Source organism: Bacteroides sp. An322 (genome assembly GCF_002161765.1).
In the GTDB taxonomy this organism is placed as follows: Bacteria; Bacteroidota; Bacteroidia; order Bacteroidales; family Bacteroidaceae; genus Phocaeicola; species Phocaeicola merdavium.
Genome location: NZ_NFIN01000006.1, coordinates 66,149 through 86,394, shown reverse-complemented (window position 1 = coordinate 86,394; position 20,246 = coordinate 66,149). Strand labels below are relative to the sequence as shown.

Here is a 20,246-nt window from a genome sequence, read left to right as displayed (position 1 = left end):
GAAAAATAAGCACAAAATGCCAAAAATCCACTAAAGAAAGGCAAATATCCACCTCAATCCAGACCGGCACACCTATCTTTGTAATATCAGTATACATTATTAAATATAAAATTAAACATGAAAAACATGAATCGAAAACTCAACATGATTTTACTGGCACTCTTGTTATGTGCAAGCTGGCTTCCGGCTTCCGCCGCTGAAAAAGACACTACTTTCGTGGCATCAGGCAACCCTATCGTGAGCTATAAATACTTGGGCGACCCTGCGGCTTTAGTCTATGACGGGACGGTCTATATCTATGCCGGACACGATGAATGTCCTCCTCCCGAACAATATTACTTGATGAACGAATGGTGCATCTTGTCGACCACCGACATGAAAACCTTTACCGAACACGCCTATACACTGAAAGCCAAAGACTTTAAATGGGCAAAAGGTGAAGCATGGGCAAGCCAAGTCATCGAGCGCAACGGGAAATTCTATTGGTATGTCACGGTGGAACATGCCACCATTCCCGGCAAATCTATCGGGGTTGCCGTAGCCGACTCGCCCCTCGGTCCATTCAAAGACGCACGAGGCTCTGCCTTAATAACCAACGACATGACCACCGAGTACACCTCTATCCGCTGGGACGACATCGACCCCACCGTTTATATAGACGAAGACGGACAAGCTTACCTCTTTTGGGGAAATACCCAATGTTATTATGCGAAACTAAAAGAAAACATGATAGAGTTGGACGGTCCGATTAAACCAATCCAATTGCCTCGCTTCACCGAAGCGCCATGGATACACAAGCACAACGGCTGGTATTACCTCTCATTCGCGTCCGAATTCCCCGAAAAAATATGCTACGCCATGAGCCGGAGCATCAACGGACCATGGGAATACAAGGGCATATTAAACGAAATAGCCGGCAATTCGAATACCAACCACCAAGCAATTATCGACTTCAAAGGCAAATCATACTTCATCTATCACAATGGAAGCATCAATCCCAACGGATGCGGTTTCCGCCGTGCACTCTGCATCGACCGCCTTTATTATAACGAAGACGGCACCATTAAACGCATCCAAATGACAACAGAAGGCATAACAAAATAAAAACGAAGCAAGATGCATCAGCTTTCGAAGCTAGATGCATTCACAAACACATACGGCTTCATCACCCGATGAAGCCGTATGCTTTTTTGTCAGCACCCGACTGACATATTGACAATATATCAAGACACAAAAAAACCGATCGCAAATCAAACAAACCAACAAACGATTTGTATCGATTCCGACCGGTATTTTATCTAGTTCTAAGTGCTTTACGTGAAGCTTATGCCTCTCCCTTGAATTCGCTCAATGGCGGAATAAAAGTCTTGTCGGCACGTTGTTGTTCTGGCATACGGATAGGTCCGAAATTGCTTTCATATTTCGTAATGTTGTCTTGCAGAGCAAAAAGCAACCGTTTAGCGTTTTCAGGAGTCATTACGATGCGCGACTGTACGTTGGCTTTCGGAGTTCCCGGCATGAGGCAGACAAAATCAAGAATAAATTCGGATGTGGAATGGGAAATAATTGCTAGATTGGCGTATGTACCTTGAGCCACTTCGTCTTTCAGCTCAATCTGCAACTGCCCTTGATTGTTCTTATTTTCGTTTTCCATGATTATTTACTTAAAATGATTATTAATTTACCGCTTACAAAAATAGCAAACTTTTCGCGATTATCGTTAGCCAGATTGGATTTTTTATTAAACTCATTCACAAAATGACGCAATCATCATCCAAGCAATGTTTTTATAGTGTCTTCCGAAACTGAAAGCACATTTGCTATTTCTGCAGAAGACATTCCACGCAAAGATAAATTCTTTGCAGCCGCATACAACACGTCTTTCTGACGTTTGATTTCCTCTTGTTGCTCGCGAAGCAAGCTATCTTTTTCAGCTAAAACTTGCTTCTGTTCTTCAAGAGCTTGCTTCTGTTCTTCAAGAGCCTGATCCTTCTTCTGAATTACCTGCTCCTTCTCCTGAATAGCCTGCTCCTTCTCCTGAATAGCCTGCTCCTTCTCCTGAATAGCTTGATCCTTCTCCTGAATTACCTGCTCCTTTTCCTGAATCTGTTTATCTTTCAGCATAATCGTTGTATCACGCGCTTCTATTTCGGAAAGGATTTCATCCTCTACCTGCATTTCCCTACGAACCTCAGGAGAAGCTGCAGCCATCACCAAACGATTGACCAACAAACGCCCGTCTTTATCCATATCTTCATCGTCTATTTTAAGCAAATGATCATCAGAAGCAATCCTGTATTCCTGATCGAACACACAAAGAATACGCTCCAAATGATTACGGGTACGCCCCTTCAAATAAGGAAGCTGCACAATAATACTATCATGAGTCAAACTCTCGATAAAGGGATCAGGCACTCCCCCCTCTATGATATTATTCTCATAATCCAAATAACGGCGGCGAACATATACCACAGGCTCTTGCAAATCACCTAATTTATGTCCTAATATATAAATAGAAATAATAGGCAAACCATAACCACCCGGATTCCCGTCTTCCGGTACATTCTCATTATTGAGATACTGCGCACCTAAATACTGCCGGAAACGCAACGTCTCGGTAGAAAGCCATGTTTTCTGCAATTCAATCAACACCAAATGTTCTTCTCCTGCTGCATTCCGAATCTTTGCGGAAAAGTCGATGCGAAACAAAGAAATACGTGTCTGCCGCACATTTGTATATTCATTGCGCCGCATTTTCAACTCACACACTTCCTGTTTCAACAAAGCGGAAAGCAACACTTTTGCCGCACGTTCATCTTCCAATAGGAACTTGAACACCGAATCGTATATAGGGTTAGCAATTATAGTCATCTGTATTCTATTTTAAAGTTTAACATTCATATCCGGTCCCGAAAGAATCTTACGGTATTCTTCAGGCGAAGCCAGTACCTCAATAGCTTTCTTTAAGTCAGCATCATCTTTCAGGCGCTGTATGGCCGCCCCGCGCTGGTAGAAATAACGGGTCGCGATTTCTTCGGCTATCTGTTCTTTAATCGGCTTGGCAAAATAATCCAAGTCGCGGTCGAGATTATGATTTAACTTCTGCTCAAGTGCCTTGAACTCTTCTTTAGCACCTTCCATATATCCTTCGAACTCTGCCACTTCTTTCAAGGTCTTCAACAGCTGTTCGCTTTGGCGGTCATAGGTAAAATCCGCCGCTTTTACCAATTTCTTGAAATCGGCATAATCGGCATCTGTAATCTGTAAGGAATCAATCGATGCCAACACAGGATGGTCCAAACAATACTGAGTGGCATAATCGAAAATCAAATCTTCATTCACCAAATAAAACAAAATGTTCGGAAACTTATCTCCCTTTACTTCTATGTCGGGACGGATTCCTCCCCCATCGCGCACTTCACGCCCAGCCGCTGTATGGAACACATTCGTCAGGCTGTCGGGAATAGGGGCAACTGAACCGTCGGCATTCTTCTTGGCATAATCTATCGCCTGAATGCAACGCCCGCTGGGAATATAATATTTTGAAGTGGTCACCTTCAAAGTGCCGTTATAAGGCAATTGGCGCGTAGTCTGCACCAATCCTTTCCCATACGTGCGGGTGCCGATAATAACAGCACGGTCTAAATCCTGCAACGAACCGCTCAATATTTCAGAAGCCGAAGCTGTAATCCCGTTCACCAATATGGCAAGCGGAATCTCGGTATCAATCGGCTCATTCGTTGTCTTAAAAGAACCTGCCGCCTGCCGGAGCTTTCCTTTAGTCACCACAATCTCCTTTCCTTTCGGCACAAAGAAATTGATAATGTCGACCGCTTCCTGCAACGAACCTCCGCCATTGTCGCGCAAATCGAAAATCAATGCCTTCGCACCTTTATCTTTCAGTTCAATAAACGCTTTTTTCACATCCTTTGAACAATTATCGGTAAAACTCGAAAGCGCCAAATAACCGACGCTATCCTGCACCATGCCATAATAAGGCACCGGATTGTTGCGGATATTCTTACGGGTTAGCTTAAATTCCATAACCGTACTGTCATTTTTCATGGGACGGAGTACCTTCAATATAAACGAAGTACCCGGCTCGCCACGTAAAGCATCACTGACTTTCGAAGAGAAGTCTTGCGGTTTCATATCACCACGCACCATTTCTTTCCCACCTACCGAAAGTATAATATCTCCAGCCTTTACTCCGGCTTCTGCTGCCGGCATACCTTCCACCGGCTCAATGATAGCAATGCGATCCTTTTTCTCATAATAACGGATTACTGCCCCTATACCTCCATATTTTCCGGTAATCATCTCCTTCAGGCTGCTCATTTCCTCCTCAGGATAATATTCGGTATACGGGTCTGTCAAAGCCAACATTCCGTTTACCCCATTCTGAATCATCTTTTCAGGATTGATGGTATCAACATAAAACAAGTCAAGTTCCTTGAAGATTGCATTGAAAATATCCAAATTCTTCGCCACTTGAAAATTACGGTCATCGTCTTTATCAGTAAAGCTGGATAATCCCAATCCTATCAACACTACAAATGCACTTAAAAGTATTTTTTTCGTATTCATAACTCCTTTATCTAAATTCCGAATTACAAAGAAACACATTATTCTGTTTCGGCTAGCAGAACAATGCCAAGATTTAACTTTACTTAGTTGTTGCAGCCTTTTCACGCCATCTTAGCTAAAAAAATCAATAAAATAAGGATTCATGCAATATTTTTTCGCCAAAGTTGTTGCATATTTCAAAAGAAGCTAGTACCTTTGCCACGCAATTGAGAAAAACACTCTTCAGTAGCTCAGTCGGTTAGAGCATCTGACTGTTAATCAGAGGGTCGTTGGTTCAAGTCCAACCTGAAGAGCTCATCAAATTGCAAACACTCTTCAGTAGCTCAGTCGGTTAGAGCATCTGACTGTTAATCAGAGGGTCGTTGGTTCAAGTCCAACCTGAAGAGCAAGAAAGTCCGTTCGTAAAGACGGACTTTTTTGCATATCAAAAATCGAAAGACAATTGAGAGTCTCCCAACAGATTGAAGCTCTTCCGATGATAAGGCGTAATACCATGTAAGCGGATTGCTTCGCGATGCACTTTCGTAGGATAGCCTTTGTTATCTTTCCAATCATACACCGGATATTCTTCATGCAATCGGTTCATATAATCATCCCGATAGGTCTTCGCTAGAATCGAAGCAGCCGCAATAGAAAGATATTTCCCGTCTCCTTTCACTACAGTGGTATGAGGCACATTTGAATAAGACTTAAACCGGTTTCCGTCAATCAGCAAATGCTGTGGGCGTACAACCAACTGGTCTATCGCCCGATGCATAGCCAAAAATGAAGCATTCAAAATATTGATTTTATCTATCTCTTCAGGCAAAACAATACCTACCGCCCACGCCAAAGCATCTCGTTCGACTACTTCCCGAAGCGCATAACGCTGATGCTCCGTCAACTTTTTGGAATCATTCAGTAGGTCATTCTGATAATCAGCAGGCAATATAACAGATGCTGCATAAACAGCCCCAGCCAAACAGCCTCGTCCGGCTTCGTCACAACCTGCCTCAATCAAATCTTTATGTAAACAAGGCAACAACATATCCACACATTCTTTTTACACAAAAATACAAAACACGAAAAATAACGCATAAAAAAACCGGAATCTTTAATTGACTCCGGTTTTCTTAAATTATATAGCATTTACAGAATTATTCAGCTTTAGGGGCTTCCTCTGTAGTCGGTGCTTCAGTTGCAGTTGCTTCTGCTACAGGAGCTTCAGCAGTAGCTGCAGATGCAGACTTTTTCGAACGACGTGTGCGAGTAGTCTTCTTAGTAGCGGTCTTAGCCATATTTTCATTGTAGTCAACCAATTCGATAAAACACATTTCTGCGTTATCACCCAAACGGTGACCAGTCTTGATAATACGAGTGTATCCACCCGGACGGTCTGCAACCTTTACAGAGATTTCCTTGAAAAGTTCGGTTACAACGTATTTGTCTTGCAAATAGCTGAACACCACACGGCGTGAATTAGTTGTATCATCTTTAGAACGAGTGATCAACGGTTCAACGAACTTCTTCAAAGCTTTAGCCTTCGCAACAGTCGTAGTGATTCTTTTGTGCTTAATCAAAGAACATGCCATATTAGACAACATAGCGTGTCTGTGAGAAGCAGTACGACCTAAATGGTTAAATTTCTTATTGTGTCTCATTTTTTATTCTTTATCTAATTTATACTTAGAAATATCTGTTCCAAACGACAGATTCAGACTCTCGAGCAAATCATCAAGCTCCGTGAGCGATTTCTTACCGAAGTTACGGAATTTCAACAAATCGGTCTTATTAAACTGTACCAAATCTCCTAATGTTTCTACATCAGCAGCTTTCAAACAGTTTAGTGCACGAACTGACAAGTCCATATCAACCAACTTGGTCTTCAGCAACTGGCGCATGTGCAAAACTTCTTCATCAAATTCTTCATTACCATCAGCATCTGAAGTTTCCAATGTAATCTTTTCATCAGAGAACAACATAAAGTGATAAATCAGAATCTTTGCAGCTTCTTTCAGCGCTTCTTTCGGGTGAATGGAACCATCCGTCGTAATCTCCAGTACCAACTTTTCGTAGTCGGTTTTTTGTTCTACACGATAGTTTTCTACCGCATATTTAACATTACGAATCGGCGTGTAAATAGAATCGATAGGAATTACATTCACATCGGTGCAGAACTCACGGTTTTCATCAGCCGGTACATATCCACGACCTTTGTTGATTGTAAGATCTATCTGCATAGTTGCTTTTGAATCTAAATGGCAAATAACTAATTCAGGATTTAACACTTCAAATCCGGTCAAATACTTACCAATATCTCCTGCCTTAAATTCAGTAGAATTCTCAACGGTAATGCTTACCTTTTCGTTTTCGAATTCCTCAACTATTTGCTTGAACCGTACTTGTTTCAGGTTCAAGATAATGTTAGTGACATCCTCCTTAACTCCGGGGACGGTCGCAAACTCATGTTCAACACCTTCAATATGAATCGTGTTAATCGCATAACCTTCCAGCGAAGAAAGAAGAATACGGCGTAAAGCATTACCAACGGTAATACCGAAACCGGGTTCAAGCGGACGGAATTCAAACTTTCCAAATTTAGAATCCGCTTCCAACATTAATACTTTATCAGGTTTTTGAAATGCTAATATCGCCATGAAATTAATTATTTTATTTAGAGTACAATTCTACGATCATGTGTTCTTTAATGTTTTCAGGAATGTCTGCTCTTTCCGGAACATGCAACAGCTTGCCTGTTTTTGAGTTTTCATCCCATTCCAACCAAGGATATTTGCTATGATTGAATCCAGCCAAAGAGTTTGCAATAACTTCCAAAGACTTAGATTTTTCACGCACACCTACCAACTGTCCGGGCTTAACAGCAAAAGAAGGAATATTTACCACTTTGCCATCCACAGTAATATGCTTATGACCTACCAATTGGCGAGCTGCAGCACGAGTAGGAGCAATACCCAAACGGAACACAACATTATCCAAACGACATTCAAGACTCTGCAACAAGATTTCACCGGTAATACCATTCATACTTGCTGCTTTCTCAAACAAATTACGGAATTGTTTTTCCAATACACCGTAAGTATATTTAGCTTTTTGTTTCTCAGCCAACATGACTCCATATTCAGAAGTCTTTCTGCGGCGAGTATTTCCATGTTGTCCTGGAGGATAGTTTTTCTTAGACAAAACTTTATCAGCTCCAAAGATTGCTTCACCGAATTTACGCGCAATTCTTGTTTTTGGTCCAGTATATCTAGCCATTTTCTTTAATTTAAAATTAATTGTTACTCATGAACTCAATTTGTTGCAGCCGCGATTACAGAAAGGAAGTGCAATCCAATTATTTAACAAAATCAAGTTACATTTAAATAGGTTATCTCTAATTGATTATACTCTTCTTCTCTTCGGAGGACGACAACCGTTATGAGGTAATGGAGTTACATCAATAATTTCAGTAACTTCAATTCCAGCACCATGTACCGTACGGATAGCAGACTCACGTCCGTTACCAGGACCTTTCACATAAGCTTTCACTTTTCTCAAGCCAAGATCGTATGCCACTTTTGCACAATCTTGAGCAGCCATTTGAGCTGCATAAGGAGTGTTCTTCTTAGAACCTCTGAATCCCATCTTTCCAGCTGAAGACCATGAAATGATCTGACCTTCACTGTTTGCCAAAGAAACGATAATGTTGTTAAATGATGAATGTACATGTAACTGTCCATTCGCATCGACTTTCACATTTCTTTTTTTAGCTGCGACTGTTTTTTTTGCCATATCAACAATTATTATTTAGTAGCTTTTTTCTTATTTGCAACAGTTTTCTTTCTTCCCTTACGTGTACGAGCATTATTCTTTGTGCTCTGACCTCTTACAGGAAGACCCAAACGATGACGAACACCACGATAGCATCCTATATCCATTAATCGTTTAATGTTCAACTGGACTTCTGAACGAAGATCACCTTCCACTTTATATTCAGCACCAATAATCTCACGAATTTTAGCAGCCTGATCATCAGTCCAATCTTTAACTTTCAGATCACGGTCAACACCTGCCTTATCCAAAATTTTCGCTGAACTACTGCGTCCGATACCAAAAATGTATGTCAACGCAATCTCACCTCTCTTATTTTGAGGTAAATCTACACCAACTATTCTTATAGCCATATACTTAAATTATTTTTTCTGCAAAAATAATAATAAATTATCCTTGACGTTGTTTATACTTAGGATTTTTCTTATTAATAACATACAAACGGCCATTACGTCTCACGATTTTGCAATCCGGCGTACGTTTTTTTAATGATGCTCTTACTTTCATATCTATTTTCTTTTTTATTTATATCTAAACACGATTCTTCCTTTTGATAAGTCATAAGGAGACATTTCAACACGCACCTTATCACCCGGCAATATTTTAATATAATGCATTCTCATCTTCCCGGAAATATGAGCAGTAATTTCATGTCCATTTTCCAGCTCTACACGAAACATTGCATTTGACAATGCTTCTACGATAACTCCATCTTGTTCAATTGCAGATTGTTTTGCCATATATTAATTTATCTGTTATTTTTCAATACTTCTTCTATATATTCAAACGATGATAGAATGTCAGCTTTACCTAAACCAACTGCTACCGTATGTTCAAAATGGGCTGCACATTTATGGTCACGCGTCCGAATAGTCCAACGATCGTTCTCCATAACAATTTGCTTATCCCCTAATGTAATCATAGGTTCAATAGCTATACACATCCCTTTCTTCAACAAAGTGCCAGTACCGCGTTTTCCGTAATTAGGGACAGGAGGGTCTTCGTGCATTTCTTTACCTATTCCATGTCCGACAAATTCACGGACAACACCATACGAATGAGCCTCGCAATGTTGCTGAATAGCATACCCAATATCTCCTAATCGCTTCCCATGAACAGCATTTTCAATTCCTTTGTATAAAGCCTCTTTTGTTGTTGTCAAAAGAGCCAAGATTTCAGGTTCTACTTCACCGACACAAAATGTATACGCAGAATCTCCGCAATACCCGTTCATATATGTTCCACAGTCAATCGAAATAATATCCCCATCCTTTAAAGGATTATCATTAGGAATACCATGTACAACCTGATCATTTACAGAAGTACAGATTGAACCTGGAAAAGGACCGCCATAAGGATTAGGAAATCCCTTGAAAGTAGGAACAGCACCATGGTCTCGGATAAACTCTTCTGCTACTTTATCAAGTTGCCTTGTCGTAATCCCCGGCTTTATTAACTTAGCAAGTTCAGCCAAAGTTCTCCCCACAAGGAGATTACTTTGGCGTAACAATTCTATTTCATCATCTGTTTTTAGAAATATCATATTGAATGCAATTAATATGCAGCTACGCCTGAACGGCCTCTAATTCTTCCAGAACTTAACAGACCATCATAATGACGCATCAATAAATGACTTTCTACTTGTTGCAAAGTATCAAGTACAACACCTACAAGAATCAACAAAGACGTACCGCCAAAGAATTGCGCAAACTCAGCTTGAACCCCGAAAATACCGGCAAATGCAGGAAGGATAGCAATAATAGCCAAGAATAAAGAACCCGGCAAAGTAATACGAGACATAATCGTATCAATATAATCTGCAGTACTTTTTCCTGGTTTGATTCCTGGAATAAAGCCATTATTCCGCTTCATGTCTTCAGCCATTTGCGTCGGATTAATTGTAATGGCAGTATAAAACCACGTAAATACAATAATCAAAATAGCAAATACCAAATTGTACCAAAAACTAGTATGGTCAACAAAAGCACGTGCGATACCGCTTGCTGAAGCTACATTTGAAAATCCGATAAAAGTAATAGGAATAAACATAATAGCCTGCGCAAAAATGATCGGCATTACATTTGCAGCATTTACCTTCAAAGGAATATATTGTCTTGCACCACCATATTGCTTGTTCCCGACAATACGTTTCGCATATTGCACAGGGATTTTACGGACACCTTGCACCAAGAGAATTGCAGCAGCGATTACCAAAATCAACACCACAATTTCCAACAAGAACATAATGATACCACCAGCTCCCGGTGAAGCAAGGCGGGAAACGAATTCACCCGAAAAAGCTTGAGGAAGACGAGCAATGATACCAATCATGATAATCAACGATATACCGTTTCCTATACCTTTATCCGTGATTCTTTCACCCAGCCATAAGATAAACATACTTCCAGCTGCCAAAATGATGGTAGAAGTAATAATAAAGAAAGTCCAATCTAATGAAGCATTAAGAGCCGGACCTGCCTGCATTTTCAAGTTGATCAGATAAGATGGTGCCTGGAAAATCAAAATGAAAATTGTCAGAATACGTGTATACTGATTAATTTTCCTACGTCCACTCTCACCTTCACGCTGTAGTTTCTGGAAATAAGGAACTGCAATCGCCAACAACTGAATCACAATGGATGCAGAGATGTACGGCATAATTCCCAACGCAAAAATAGATGCATTGGAAAAAGCTCCACCAGAGAACATGTTCAACAAGGCAAGAAGACCTTCACTTGTTTGTTCATGCAATTTTGACAACATATCAGGATTGATACCTGGAAGAACCACATACGAACCGAATCTGTAGATTGCGACAAACAATATAGTAATGAGGATCCGCTGTCTCAGATCCTCAATATTCCATATGTTCTTTAATGTTTCAATAGATTTTCTCATTGAATCAGAGTTTTACTGCATTACCACCAACGGCTTCGATTGCAGCTACTGCACTCTTTGAAAAAGCATGAGCTTCTACATCGAGCTTCGTAGTTAAACTACCGTTACCAAGAACTTTCACTAATTGATTAGAAGAAATAAAACCGGCTTCAATCAAGTCATTTACACCAACCTTTGACAGATTCTTAGCTGTAGCCAAGCTTTGAACAGTTTCCAGATTGATAGCCTTGTATTCAATACGATTAATATTCTTAAAACCAAATTTGGGGACACGGCGCTGAAGCGGCATCTGACCTCCTTCAAAACCGATCTTTTTAGAATAACCCGATCTTGATTTTGCTCCTTTATGTCCTCTTGTAGAAGTACCACCTAAACCAGAACCGGCACCACGACCAACTCTTTTTCTAGCCTTAGTAGAACCAGCTGCAGGACGTAAACTATTTAAATTCATAATTGCAAAATTCTTTATTAATTATTACTTAATGACTGTAACAAGGTGCTTTACCTTTTCAACCATACCCAGAACTGAAGGAGTAGCTTCACGTTCAACCATATGATTCAATTTACGAAGTCCCAGTGCATCCAATGTTCTCTTTTGAGTTGCGGGAGCACCAATTCTACTTTTAACTTGTTTAATCTTAATAGTTGACATATACAAACCTCCTTATCCTCTAAATACTTTATCCAAACTTACGCCTCTGTTTTGAGCTACCATACGTGCATCACGCATTTCACTCAAAGCAAGGATTGTAGCTTTCACAAGGTTATGAGGGTTAGATGAGCCTTTAGACTTAGCCAAAACATCGGTAACACCTACACTTTCCAATACAGCACGCATTGCACCTCCTGCCACTACACCGGTACCAGTCGAAGCCGGTTTAATGAAAACCTGAGCACCGCCGAATTTAGCACTCTGTTCGTGAGGTACAGTACCCTTCAAAACAGGAACACGTGTCAGGTTCTTCTTTGCAGCTTCTACACCTTTAGCAATCGCAGTTGTTACTTCACCTGCTTTTCCAAGACCCCAGCCTATAACACCGTCTTCATTTCCTACTACTACAATTGCAGCAAAACTAAAAGTTCTACCACCTTTTGTAACCTTAGTTACACGGTTTATAGCAACCAGTCTGTCTTTTAACTCAATATCACTAGTGATCTTAACTCTGTTATTAACTGCCATAATTCATTAAAATTTAAGTCCACCGTTACGAGCAGCATCAGCTACTTCCTTTACTCTCCCATGATACAAGTAACCATTACGGTCGAATACGACAGTCGTAATTCCAGCTTCCTGTGCTTTTTTAGCAATCAGCTCACCTACCTTAGCAGCTTGTTCCTTTTTAGGCATGGTAGCCATACCCAAAGAAGAGGCAGCAGCTAAAGTCTTTCCGTTCAGGTCATCAATAACTTGAACATAAATCTGCTTATTGCTTCTGAAAACGCTCATACGCGGACGTTCCGGAGTACCAGAAATCTTGTTGCGTACTCTATATTTAATCTTGATTCGTCTTTCTATTTTTGTTGTCATAATTATTCGATTTTATAAGAATTATTTAGCACCAGCCGACTTACCAGACTTTCTACGAATTTCTTCACCAACAAACTTAATACCTTTTCCTTTATAAGGTTCAGGCTTACGGAAAGAACGTATCTTTGCACAAACCTGACCAAGCAGTTGTTTGTCACAAGATTCCAAGATAATAAGAGGGTTCTTATTTCTTTCAGATTTGGTCTCTACTTTGATTTCAGGAGGCAACTGCATAAAAATATTATGCGTATATCCCAAGGCAAAATCAATGATATTACCGTTATTTGATGCACGATAACCTACGCCGACCAATTCCAGTTCCTTTTTATAACCTTCTGAAACGCCCACAACCATATTGTGAATCAAAGCACGATACAAGCCATGATATGCATGACGCTGTTTCAAATTGTCAAGCATTTCATTTTCATTTTCTTTCAACACCACATGTCCATCTGCGATCGTCACTTCAATAGCGGGATTCACATATTGGTTCAACTCACCTTTCGGCCCTTTCACATTTACTACATTATCCTTCAGAGTAACAGTCACTCCTGCAGGAATAACAACTGGCAATTTACCTATTCTTGACATAGCTTACCCTCCATTAATATACATAACAAAGAACTTCGCCGCCTATTCTCAAAGCAGAAGCTTCTTTATCAGTCATTACACCTTTGGAAGTAGATATAATAGCAATACCTAATCCGTTAATAACTCTCGGCATGTCCTTGTAACCTGTATACTTACGCATACCCGGAGTAGATACTCTAATCAGCTTTTTAATAGCATTCACCTTATTAACGGCATCATACTTCAAAGCCACTTTGATAGTACCCTGAGGACCATCTTCAACAAATTTGTAATTCAGGATGTAACCTTTGTCAAACAGGATTTTTGTAATTTCCTTTTTCAAATTTGAAGCAGGCACTTCCACAACTCTGTGCTTTGCACTAATTGCATTTCTCAACCTTGTGAGATAATCTGCGATTGGATCTGTCATAAATTTAATCGTTAAATTAATCAGGACTACCCTGACAATATTTAATAATAAACACTCGTTACCAACTTGCTTTTTTTACACCCGGAATAAGTCCGTTAGATGCCATTTCACGGAATTGGATACGTGAAATTCCGAACTGGCGCATATAGCCTTTAGGACGTCCCGTCAACTTACAACGGTTGTGCAAGCGGATCGGATTTGCGTTCTTAGGCAGGTCTTGCAATTTTTGAGATGCTTCGAAAGCTGCAACCGGATCACCTGATTTCACAATTTTCTTCAAAGCAGCACGTTTTTCTGCATATTTGGCTACCAGCTTAGCTCTTCTAACTTCACGAGCTTTCATTGATTCTTTTGCCATATCTATCAGTCTTTTTTAGCGTTTTTAAACGGTAAACCGAATTCCTTCAACAGCGCATAACCTTCTTCGTCTGTTTTAGCAGAAGTTACGAAAGTAATGTTCATTCCTAAAATTTTGGTAATGCCATCGATATTGATTTCAGGGAAGATAATCTGTTCCTGAATACCCAATGTATAGTTACCTCTTCCATCAAACTTACTTTCGATACCTTTAAAGTCACGGATACGCGGCAAAGCCACACGAATAAGTTTTTCAAGGAATTCGTACATTCTTTCACGACGCAAAGTAACCATCACTCCAATCGGCATTTTCTTACGCAACTTGAAGTTTGCGATATCCTTACGTGATACTGTTGCAACAGCTTTCTGACCAGTAATAGCAGTCAACTCGTTGATTGCAACATCAATAATTTTCTTATCAGCAACAGCCATACCCAAACCTTGATTGATTACAATCTTCTTGAGTACAGGAATTTGCATAGTCGAAGAATACTGGAATTGATTCTTCAATGCAGGAGCAATACGCTCTGCATATTCTTTCTTAAGGCTAGCAGTATTACTCATTATTTAATCTCCTCTCCCGATTTTTTAGCGTAACGTACAAATGTTCTTCCATCAGAACTTTCTCTTCTACCAATACGTGTCGGTTTACCTGTCTTCGGGTCAACCGGATTCAAGTTAGAGATGTGAATAGGAGCTTCCTGCTTCACAATACCTCCCTGAGGATTCTTTGCATTAGGTTTAGTGCTCTTAGATACCATGTTGATACCTTCAACCACTGCCCGTCCTTCTTTTACAAGAACTTTCAACACACGTCCAGTTTTACCCTTGTCTTCGCCAGAGTTTACGTAAACTGTATCGCCTTTTTTAATATGTAACTTACTCATTACTTTACTCTTTTACAAAATTAAAGTACTTCAGGTGCAAGTGAAACCACTTTCATATTCGCACTACGCAACTCTCTCGCTACTGGTCCAAAGATACGACTTCCTCTAATTTCGCCTGCGTTATTCAACAGCACGCATGCATTATCATCAAAACGAATGTAAGAACCGTCAGCACGACGGATTTCTTTCTTAGTACGTACCACCAAAGCTTTAGATACTGCACCTTTTTTAATATCACTTGAGGGGATTACGCTCTTAACAGAAACAACAATCACATCCCCAACAGAAGCGTAGCGTCTCTTTGTACCACCCAACACGCGGATACAAAGAGCTTCTTTTGCGCCACTGTTATCACATACTGTAAGTCTGGATTCTGCTTGTATCATAATTACTTAGCTCTTTCGATTATTTCAACCACTCTCCATCTTTTAGTTTTGCTCAACGGACGAGTCTCCATGATACGTACTGTATCACCGATTCCACACTCGTTCTTTCCATCATGAGCATGGTATTTTTTCGTTTTAGAAACGAACTTACCATAAATAGGGTGTTTCTCCTTAAACTTAGCAGCAACAGTAACGGTCTTATCCATCTTGTTGCTGATTACAACACCTGTTCTTTCCTTTCTTAAATTTCTACCTTCCATAAGACCCATTATTTGTTGTTAAGTTCTCTCTGACGCAATTCACATTTCATGCGCGCAATAGTTCTACGCAATGACTTGATTTGTGCAGGATTTTCCAATGGAGAAATTGAATGGTTCAACACCATTTGATTATAATTAGCAACTTCGGTCTGAATTCTTTCAGCCAATTCATTGGTAGCTATTTCTCTAATTTCTGCAATCTTCATATCAATTAAGCATTTTGACTTGCGTCGTAATCACGTCTAACAATAAACTTAGTTGTAACAGGAAGTTTTTGAGCCGCCAGGCGCAAAGCTTCTTTTGCTACTTCAAAAGATACTCCTTCTACTTCAATCAGGATACGTCCCGGAGTTACTGGAGCAACAAAGCCTTCCGGATTACCTTTACCTTTACCCATACGTACATCAGCAGGCTTACGGGTAATTGGTTTATCCGGGAATATACGGATCCAAATCTGACCTTGACGTTGCATATATCTAGTTACAGCAATACGAGCTGCTTCAATTTGACGTCCAGTAATCCATTTAGTCTGCAAAGACTTGATGCCAAAAGTTCCGAAAGCCAATTGATGACCACGCTGAGCATTTCCCTTTGCGCTGCCTTTCTGCTGTCTTCTGAATTTTGTCTTTTTCGGTTGTAACATAATTCCTAAAATTCAAATTCGTTAGCGATTGTTATTTTTCTTTCTACGGAAATTCTTACCACTATTATTTCCGTTTCCACCACGACCGTTGTCTTTCGTCTGAGTAAAGTTAGGAGCCAATTCACGCTTTCCATAAACTTCACCACGGCAAATCCATACTTTAATACCCAACAGACCGACTTTAGTCAAAGCTTCAGCATGGCAGTAATCGATATCTGCACGGAAAGTATGCAACGGTGTACGACCTTCCTTATACATCTCTGAACGTGCCATTTCAGCTCCGTTCAAACGACCAGAAATCAATACTTTGATGCCTTCAGCACCCATACGCATGGTATTGGCAATAGCTGTCTTGATTGCGCGGCGGTAAGCAATTTTACCTTCTACCTGACGGGCAATGTTATTAGCCACAATCACAGCATCAAGTTCAGGTCTCTTTACTTCAAAGATATTGATTTGAATATCCTTGTCGGTGATCTTCTTCAACTCTTCTTTCAACTTATCAACTTCCTGACCACCTTTACCAATGATAATACCCGGACGAGCAGTACATACAGTAATTGTTACCAATTTCAGAGTACGTTCGATCACGATTCTTGAAACGCTGGCTTTTGCAAGTCTGGCATTCAGATATTTACGAATTTTGCTGTCTTCCAACAAAGCGTCACCATAATTCTTGCCACCGTACCAGTTAGAATCCCATCCTCTGATTATTCCTAAACGGTTGCTTATCGGATTAACTTTCTGTCCCATCTACTCTTAATTTTTATCATTAGTATTTTTAGAATCAACAAACAAAGTCACATGGTTAGAACGTTTGCGAATTCTGTAACCTCTACCCTGTGGAGCCGGTCTCATTCTTTTCAGAGTAACTCCTTCATCAACAAAAATCTTGGTTACATAAAGTTCGCCATCCTCAGCCTTGCGCTCGTTCTTAGTTTCCCAGTTCGCAATAGCAGAGCGTAACAATTTTTCTACTTTTGCAGAAGCTGCTTTTGAAGAAAACTTCAAAACGCCAAGTGCACGGTTCACCTCCATACCGCGAATCATGTCTGCCACGAGACGCATTTTACGCGGAGAACTTGGCACATTTTGCAATTTTGCAAAATACATGGTCTTGCGGGCTTCTTTTCTCTTTTCAGCCGATATTTTTTTTCTTGCTCCCATTATTATTCACTTTTTATTATTCCAAAAAGCTCCTGTTATTTTTTCTTGTTACCAGCATGGCCACGGAACGTACGCGTCGGAGCAAACTCACCCAACTTATGTCCTACCATATTTTCTGTAACATAAACAGGAATAAACTTATTTCCGTTATGAACTGCAATTGTATGCCCAACGAAATCAGGCGAAATCATTGAAGCTCTGGCCCACGTCTTAACAACTGACTTCTTGCCGCTTTCATTCATTGCAAGCACCTTTTTTTCCAGTTTTACATTAATATATGGACCTTTTTTTAATGAACGACTCATAATTTTCTCAATTAAAATCAGTTGTTATTAGTTTCTTCTTTCAATTATATACTTAGAAGACTGCTTCTTCGGAGCTCTTGTCTTCAAGCCCTTAGCATACAAACCTTTGCGTGATCTCGGATGACCTCCTGACTGACGTCCTTCACCACCACCCATCGGGTGATCAACAGGGTTCATAACAACACCACGGTTGTGCGGGCGACGTCCTAACCAACGCGAACGACCTGCCTTACCTGAAGACTCCAACGCATGGTCTGAATTACCTACACTACCAATGGTAGCCTTACAAGTACACAGGATCTTTCTCAACTCACCCGAAGGCAACTTAATAACGCAATAATCACCCTCACGCGAAGTCAACTGAGCGAAATTACCAGCCGCTCTAACCAAAGCTGCACCTTGTCCCGGACGCAATTCAATGTTATGAATCACAGTACCTACAGGGATATTCTCTAAAGGAAGTGCGTTACCAATCTCTGGCGCCGCATTCGCTCCAGACATCAATGTGCTGCCTACTTGCAATCCATTAGGAGCAATAATATATCTTTTTTCTCCATCAGCATAAAACAACAAAGCGATGCGAGCCGAACGGTTCGGATCGTACTCGATTGTTTTTACCACTGCTGGAACACCGTCTTTATTTCTCTTGAAATCGATGATACGGTATTTTCTCTTATGACCGCCACCCATGTAGCGCATTGTCATTTTACCTACATTGTTACGACCACCTGTAGAACGCTTACCATACACAAGAGATTTTTCTGGTACCGATGCAGTAATTTCCTCAAAAGTACCAATAATTTTGTGTCTCTGCCCCGGTGTTGTGGGCTTAAATTTACGTACTGCCATCTTCTATTTAAATATTACTATAAAAATCAATCGTATCACCTTCCTTCAAGGTTACAATCGCTTTCTTGAAAGCATTCTTGCGACCCTTGAGCAAGCCTGATTTTGTATAACGGGTTTTATTCTTTCCCTGATAACGCATCGTGTTTACATCCAACACTGTAACATTATACGTAGCTTCGATTTCACGCTTAATTTCTAATTTGTTGAATTCAGGACGCACAATAAAGCCAAAACGGTTGTTCATCTTGTCAGATATTGCCGTCATCTTCTCTGTAACCAACGGTTTTACAATTATTCCCATATTACATCTGCCTCCTTTAATTATTTAACTAAGGTTTCCTCGATAGCTTTCAATGCATTCTCCGTAACAACAAGAGTTTCTGCGTTCAATACCGTATAGGTATTCAGCGCAGAAGCAATCGCCAAATTCGTACGCTCTAAATTTCGAGCTGACAAATATACGTTTTTATTTGCTTCCGGCAAAACCATAAGCAACTTCTTACCAGCTACTTTAAGATTATTCACAACATTTACGAAATCTTTTGTCTTTGGAGCCTCAAATGTGAAGTCTTCAACCACTACAATGTTGTTAGCCTGAGCTTTGTATGACAAAGCAGATTTACGAGCTAAAAGTTTCACTTTCTTATTCAACTTAAAGCTATAATCACGAGGTTTCGGACCGAATACACGAGCACCACCAACCAACAACGGAGAGTTGATATCACCGCGACGTGCACCGCCACCACCTTTCTGACGACCTAATTTACGAGTAGAACCACTGATTTCGCTTCTTTCCTTTGACTTGTGAGTACCTTGGCGTTGGTTAGCCATGTACTGCTTTACAGCCATGTAAATAGCGTGGTCATTTGGAGTAATCCCGAAGATAGCGTCGTTCAAGACAACCTTTCTTCCGGTATCCTCACCCTTAATATTTAATACATTAACTTCCATTATTTCTCAATTATTACGATTGAACCTTTGTAACCCGGAACAGAGCCCTTAATCAAAAGCAGATTGTGTTCGGGGATAACTTTTAATACTTGCAAGTTGTGAGTAGTCACTCTGTCGCAGCCCATGTGTCCAGCCATGCGCATTCCCTTGAATACTTTAGCAGGATATGAACATGCACCGATAGAACCCGGCTTACGTGCGCGGTTGTGCTGACCGTGAGTAGTCTGACCTACACCACCGAATCCATGGCGTTTTACAACTCCCTGATAACCTTTACCCTTAGAAGTTCCGATAACATCCACGTAAGGAGTGTCATTGAACAATTCTACAGTAATGGTGTCACCTAAATTCAATTCTTCTGAGAAATCTTTGAACTCGGCCAAGTGTCTCTTGGGAGTTACTCCAGCTTTTTTGAAGTGACCCATCAACGGTTTAGTTGTATGCTTTTCCTTCATGTCTTGGAAGCCCAACTGAACAGCTGCATAGCCATCTTTTTCTACACTCTTAATCTGAGTAACTACACAAGGACCAGCTTCGATAACAGTGCATGGTACATTCTTACCATCAGCACTGAAAACGGATGTCATTCCGATTTTCTTTCCTAATAATCCTGGCATT

The 20,246-nt window shown here is 40.4% G+C and carries 34 protein-coding genes and 2 tRNA genes; 3 read left to right on the top strand and 33 right to left on the bottom strand.

Annotated elements, in window-relative coordinates:
• The first annotated feature begins 126 nt into the window (after positions 1–126).
• On the top strand, positions 127–1,104 hold the full coding sequence (locus tag B5F91_RS05120) for a glycoside hydrolase family 43 protein (protein WP_087428071.1): 978 nt from the start codon (positions 127–129) through the stop codon (positions 1,102–1,104).
• Between the two features lie 220 nt (positions 1,105–1,324).
• Here B5F91_RS05120 and B5F91_RS05115 read toward each other — a convergent pair whose 3' ends face one another.
• The 3 genes from B5F91_RS05115 to B5F91_RS05105 all read right to left on the bottom strand — a co-directional run bounded on the left by B5F91_RS05115 (position 1,325) and on the right by B5F91_RS05105 (position 4,587).
• Positions 1,325–1,654 carry a DUF3467 domain-containing protein gene (locus B5F91_RS05115; protein ID WP_087428017.1) on the bottom strand — a complete coding sequence of 110 codons (330 nt, stop codon included), beginning with the start codon at positions 1,652–1,654 and terminating at the stop codon, positions 1,325–1,327.
• Positions 1,655–1,770: 116 nt separating this feature from the next.
• Complete coding sequence (locus B5F91_RS05110; RefSeq protein WP_087428016.1) at positions 1,771–2,871, bottom strand: hypothetical protein; 1,101 nt, start codon at positions 2,869–2,871, stop codon at positions 1,771–1,773.
• Between the two features lie 12 nt (positions 2,872–2,883).
• On the bottom strand, positions 2,884–4,587 hold the full coding sequence (locus B5F91_RS05105) for a S41 family peptidase (RefSeq protein WP_087428015.1): 1,704 nt from the start codon (positions 4,585–4,587) through the stop codon (positions 2,884–2,886).
• A 219-nt stretch (positions 4,588–4,806) separates the two neighbouring features.
• Between B5F91_RS05105 and B5F91_RS05100 the strand changes: the two genes are divergently transcribed.
• Positions 4,807–4,880, top strand: a tRNA-Asn gene (locus B5F91_RS05100).
• A gap of 19 nt (positions 4,881–4,899) precedes the next feature.
• A tRNA-Asn gene (locus tag B5F91_RS05095) sits at positions 4,900–4,973 on the top strand.
• A gap of 38 nt (positions 4,974–5,011) precedes the next feature.
• Here the strand turns inward: B5F91_RS05095 and B5F91_RS05090 are convergent.
• The 30 genes from B5F91_RS05090 to rplC form a co-directional block, all read right to left on the bottom strand.
• Positions 5,012–5,614, bottom strand: a complete 603-nt coding sequence (locus B5F91_RS05090) for a ribonuclease HII (RefSeq protein WP_087428014.1) — start codon at positions 5,612–5,614, stop codon at positions 5,012–5,014.
• Between the two features lie 109 nt (positions 5,615–5,723).
• Positions 5,724–6,227: a 50S ribosomal protein L17 gene (gene rplQ / locus B5F91_RS05085; RefSeq protein WP_087428013.1), complete on the bottom strand. Its 504-nt coding sequence runs from the start codon at positions 6,225–6,227 to the stop codon at positions 5,724–5,726.
• A gap of 3 nt (positions 6,228–6,230) precedes the next feature.
• Positions 6,231–7,223 (bottom strand): DNA-directed RNA polymerase subunit alpha, encoded by a 993-nt coding sequence (locus B5F91_RS05080; RefSeq protein ID WP_013617979.1) that lies wholly within the window; start codon positions 7,221–7,223, stop codon positions 6,231–6,233.
• A gap of 13 nt (positions 7,224–7,236) precedes the next feature.
• Positions 7,237–7,842, bottom strand: a complete 606-nt coding sequence (rpsD, locus tag B5F91_RS05075; RefSeq protein WP_087428012.1) for a 30S ribosomal protein S4 — start codon at positions 7,840–7,842, stop codon at positions 7,237–7,239.
• Between the two features lie 126 nt (positions 7,843–7,968).
• A complete protein-coding gene (gene rpsK, locus B5F91_RS05070; protein WP_007567382.1) occupies positions 7,969–8,358 on the bottom strand; it encodes a 30S ribosomal protein S11 in 390 nt (129 codons plus the stop codon).
• Between the two features lie 11 nt (positions 8,359–8,369).
• A complete protein-coding gene (gene rpsM / locus B5F91_RS05065) occupies positions 8,370–8,750 on the bottom strand; it encodes a 30S ribosomal protein S13 (RefSeq protein WP_087428011.1) in 381 nt (126 codons plus the stop codon).
• Between the two features lie 37 nt (positions 8,751–8,787).
• A complete protein-coding gene (gene ykgO / locus B5F91_RS05060) occupies positions 8,788–8,904 on the bottom strand; it encodes a type B 50S ribosomal protein L36 (RefSeq protein WP_013617983.1) in 117 nt (38 codons plus the stop codon).
• 14 nt (positions 8,905–8,918) lie between these two features.
• Positions 8,919–9,137, bottom strand: a complete 219-nt coding sequence (gene infA, locus B5F91_RS05055; RefSeq protein WP_002558052.1) for a translation initiation factor IF-1 — start codon at positions 9,135–9,137, stop codon at positions 8,919–8,921.
• An 8-nt stretch (positions 9,138–9,145) separates the two neighbouring features.
• Complete coding sequence (gene map / locus B5F91_RS05050; RefSeq protein ID WP_087428010.1) at positions 9,146–9,940, bottom strand: type I methionyl aminopeptidase; 795 nt, start codon at positions 9,938–9,940, stop codon at positions 9,146–9,148.
• A gap of 11 nt (positions 9,941–9,951) precedes the next feature.
• Positions 9,952–11,295, bottom strand: a complete 1,344-nt coding sequence (gene secY, locus B5F91_RS05045; protein ID WP_087428009.1) for a preprotein translocase subunit SecY — start codon at positions 11,293–11,295, stop codon at positions 9,952–9,954.
• Between the two features lie 4 nt (positions 11,296–11,299).
• Complete coding sequence (gene rplO / locus B5F91_RS05040) at positions 11,300–11,746, bottom strand: 50S ribosomal protein L15 (RefSeq protein ID WP_087428008.1); 447 nt, start codon at positions 11,744–11,746, stop codon at positions 11,300–11,302.
• Between the two features lie 24 nt (positions 11,747–11,770).
• On the bottom strand, positions 11,771–11,947 hold the full coding sequence (gene rpmD, locus B5F91_RS05035; RefSeq protein ID WP_087428007.1) for a 50S ribosomal protein L30: 177 nt from the start codon (positions 11,945–11,947) through the stop codon (positions 11,771–11,773).
• Between the two features lie 12 nt (positions 11,948–11,959).
• Positions 11,960–12,475 carry a 30S ribosomal protein S5 gene (gene rpsE / locus B5F91_RS05030; protein ID WP_162611695.1) on the bottom strand — a complete coding sequence of 172 codons (516 nt, stop codon included), beginning with the start codon at positions 12,473–12,475 and terminating at the stop codon, positions 11,960–11,962.
• Positions 12,476–12,481: 6 nt separating this feature from the next.
• The gene (gene rplR / locus B5F91_RS05025) at positions 12,482–12,823 is read right to left on the bottom strand and encodes a 50S ribosomal protein L18 (RefSeq protein WP_087428005.1); all 342 of its coding nucleotides are present in this window, start codon (positions 12,821–12,823) and stop codon (positions 12,482–12,484) included.
• A 21-nt stretch (positions 12,824–12,844) separates the two neighbouring features.
• Positions 12,845–13,414: a 50S ribosomal protein L6 gene (rplF, locus tag B5F91_RS05020; RefSeq protein ID WP_087428004.1), complete on the bottom strand. Its 570-nt coding sequence runs from the start codon at positions 13,412–13,414 to the stop codon at positions 12,845–12,847.
• A 13-nt stretch (positions 13,415–13,427) separates the two neighbouring features.
• Positions 13,428–13,823 (bottom strand): 30S ribosomal protein S8, encoded by a 396-nt coding sequence (gene rpsH / locus B5F91_RS05015; protein WP_087428003.1) that lies wholly within the window; start codon positions 13,821–13,823, stop codon positions 13,428–13,430.
• 58 nt (positions 13,824–13,881) lie between these two features.
• Complete coding sequence (gene rpsN, locus B5F91_RS05010) at positions 13,882–14,181, bottom strand: 30S ribosomal protein S14 (protein WP_087428002.1); 300 nt, start codon at positions 14,179–14,181, stop codon at positions 13,882–13,884.
• 5 nt (positions 14,182–14,186) lie between these two features.
• Positions 14,187–14,744, bottom strand: coding sequence for a 50S ribosomal protein L5 (gene rplE, locus B5F91_RS05005; RefSeq protein ID WP_087428001.1), 558 nt, complete (start codon positions 14,742–14,744; stop codon positions 14,187–14,189).
• The gene (rplX, locus tag B5F91_RS05000; RefSeq protein WP_013617995.1) at positions 14,744–15,067 is read right to left on the bottom strand and encodes a 50S ribosomal protein L24; all 324 of its coding nucleotides are present in this window, start codon (positions 15,065–15,067) and stop codon (positions 14,744–14,746) included. The genes rplE and rplX overlap by 1 nt, the downstream gene beginning before the upstream one ends.
• A gap of 20 nt (positions 15,068–15,087) precedes the next feature.
• Entirely contained in the window at positions 15,088–15,453 is a 366-nt protein-coding gene (rplN, locus tag B5F91_RS04995; RefSeq protein ID WP_013617996.1) for a 50S ribosomal protein L14, read from the bottom strand.
• Between the two features lie 2 nt (positions 15,454–15,455).
• Complete coding sequence (gene rpsQ, locus B5F91_RS04990; RefSeq protein WP_087428070.1) at positions 15,456–15,713, bottom strand: 30S ribosomal protein S17; 258 nt, start codon at positions 15,711–15,713, stop codon at positions 15,456–15,458.
• Positions 15,714–15,721: 8 nt separating this feature from the next.
• Entirely contained in the window at positions 15,722–15,919 is a 198-nt protein-coding gene (rpmC, locus tag B5F91_RS04985) for a 50S ribosomal protein L29 (RefSeq protein ID WP_013617998.1), read from the bottom strand.
• 5 nt (positions 15,920–15,924) lie between these two features.
• Positions 15,925–16,356 (bottom strand): 50S ribosomal protein L16, encoded by a 432-nt coding sequence (gene rplP / locus B5F91_RS04980; protein WP_013617999.1) that lies wholly within the window; start codon positions 16,354–16,356, stop codon positions 15,925–15,927.
• Positions 16,357–16,377: 21 nt separating this feature from the next.
• Complete coding sequence (rpsC, locus tag B5F91_RS04975) at positions 16,378–17,109, bottom strand: 30S ribosomal protein S3 (protein WP_087428000.1); 732 nt, start codon at positions 17,107–17,109, stop codon at positions 16,378–16,380.
• A 6-nt stretch (positions 17,110–17,115) separates the two neighbouring features.
• Positions 17,116–17,523, bottom strand: coding sequence for a 50S ribosomal protein L22 (gene rplV, locus B5F91_RS04970; protein ID WP_087427999.1), 408 nt, complete (start codon positions 17,521–17,523; stop codon positions 17,116–17,118).
• A gap of 35 nt (positions 17,524–17,558) precedes the next feature.
• Positions 17,559–17,828, bottom strand: a complete 270-nt coding sequence (rpsS, locus tag B5F91_RS04965; RefSeq protein WP_013618002.1) for a 30S ribosomal protein S19 — start codon at positions 17,826–17,828, stop codon at positions 17,559–17,561.
• A gap of 27 nt (positions 17,829–17,855) precedes the next feature.
• On the bottom strand, positions 17,856–18,677 hold the full coding sequence (rplB, locus tag B5F91_RS04960) for a 50S ribosomal protein L2 (protein ID WP_087427998.1): 822 nt from the start codon (positions 18,675–18,677) through the stop codon (positions 17,856–17,858).
• Between the two features lie 7 nt (positions 18,678–18,684).
• Positions 18,685–18,978, bottom strand: coding sequence for a 50S ribosomal protein L23 (gene rplW, locus B5F91_RS04955; RefSeq protein ID WP_087427997.1), 294 nt, complete (start codon positions 18,976–18,978; stop codon positions 18,685–18,687).
• 20 nt (positions 18,979–18,998) lie between these two features.
• Positions 18,999–19,628, bottom strand: a complete 630-nt coding sequence (rplD, locus tag B5F91_RS04950) for a 50S ribosomal protein L4 (protein ID WP_087427996.1) — start codon at positions 19,626–19,628, stop codon at positions 18,999–19,001.
• Complete coding sequence (gene rplC, locus B5F91_RS04945) at positions 19,628–20,245, bottom strand: 50S ribosomal protein L3 (RefSeq protein WP_087427995.1); 618 nt, start codon at positions 20,243–20,245, stop codon at positions 19,628–19,630. The genes rplD and rplC overlap by 1 nt, the downstream gene beginning before the upstream one ends.
• Between the last annotated feature and the right edge of the window lies 1 nt (position 20,246).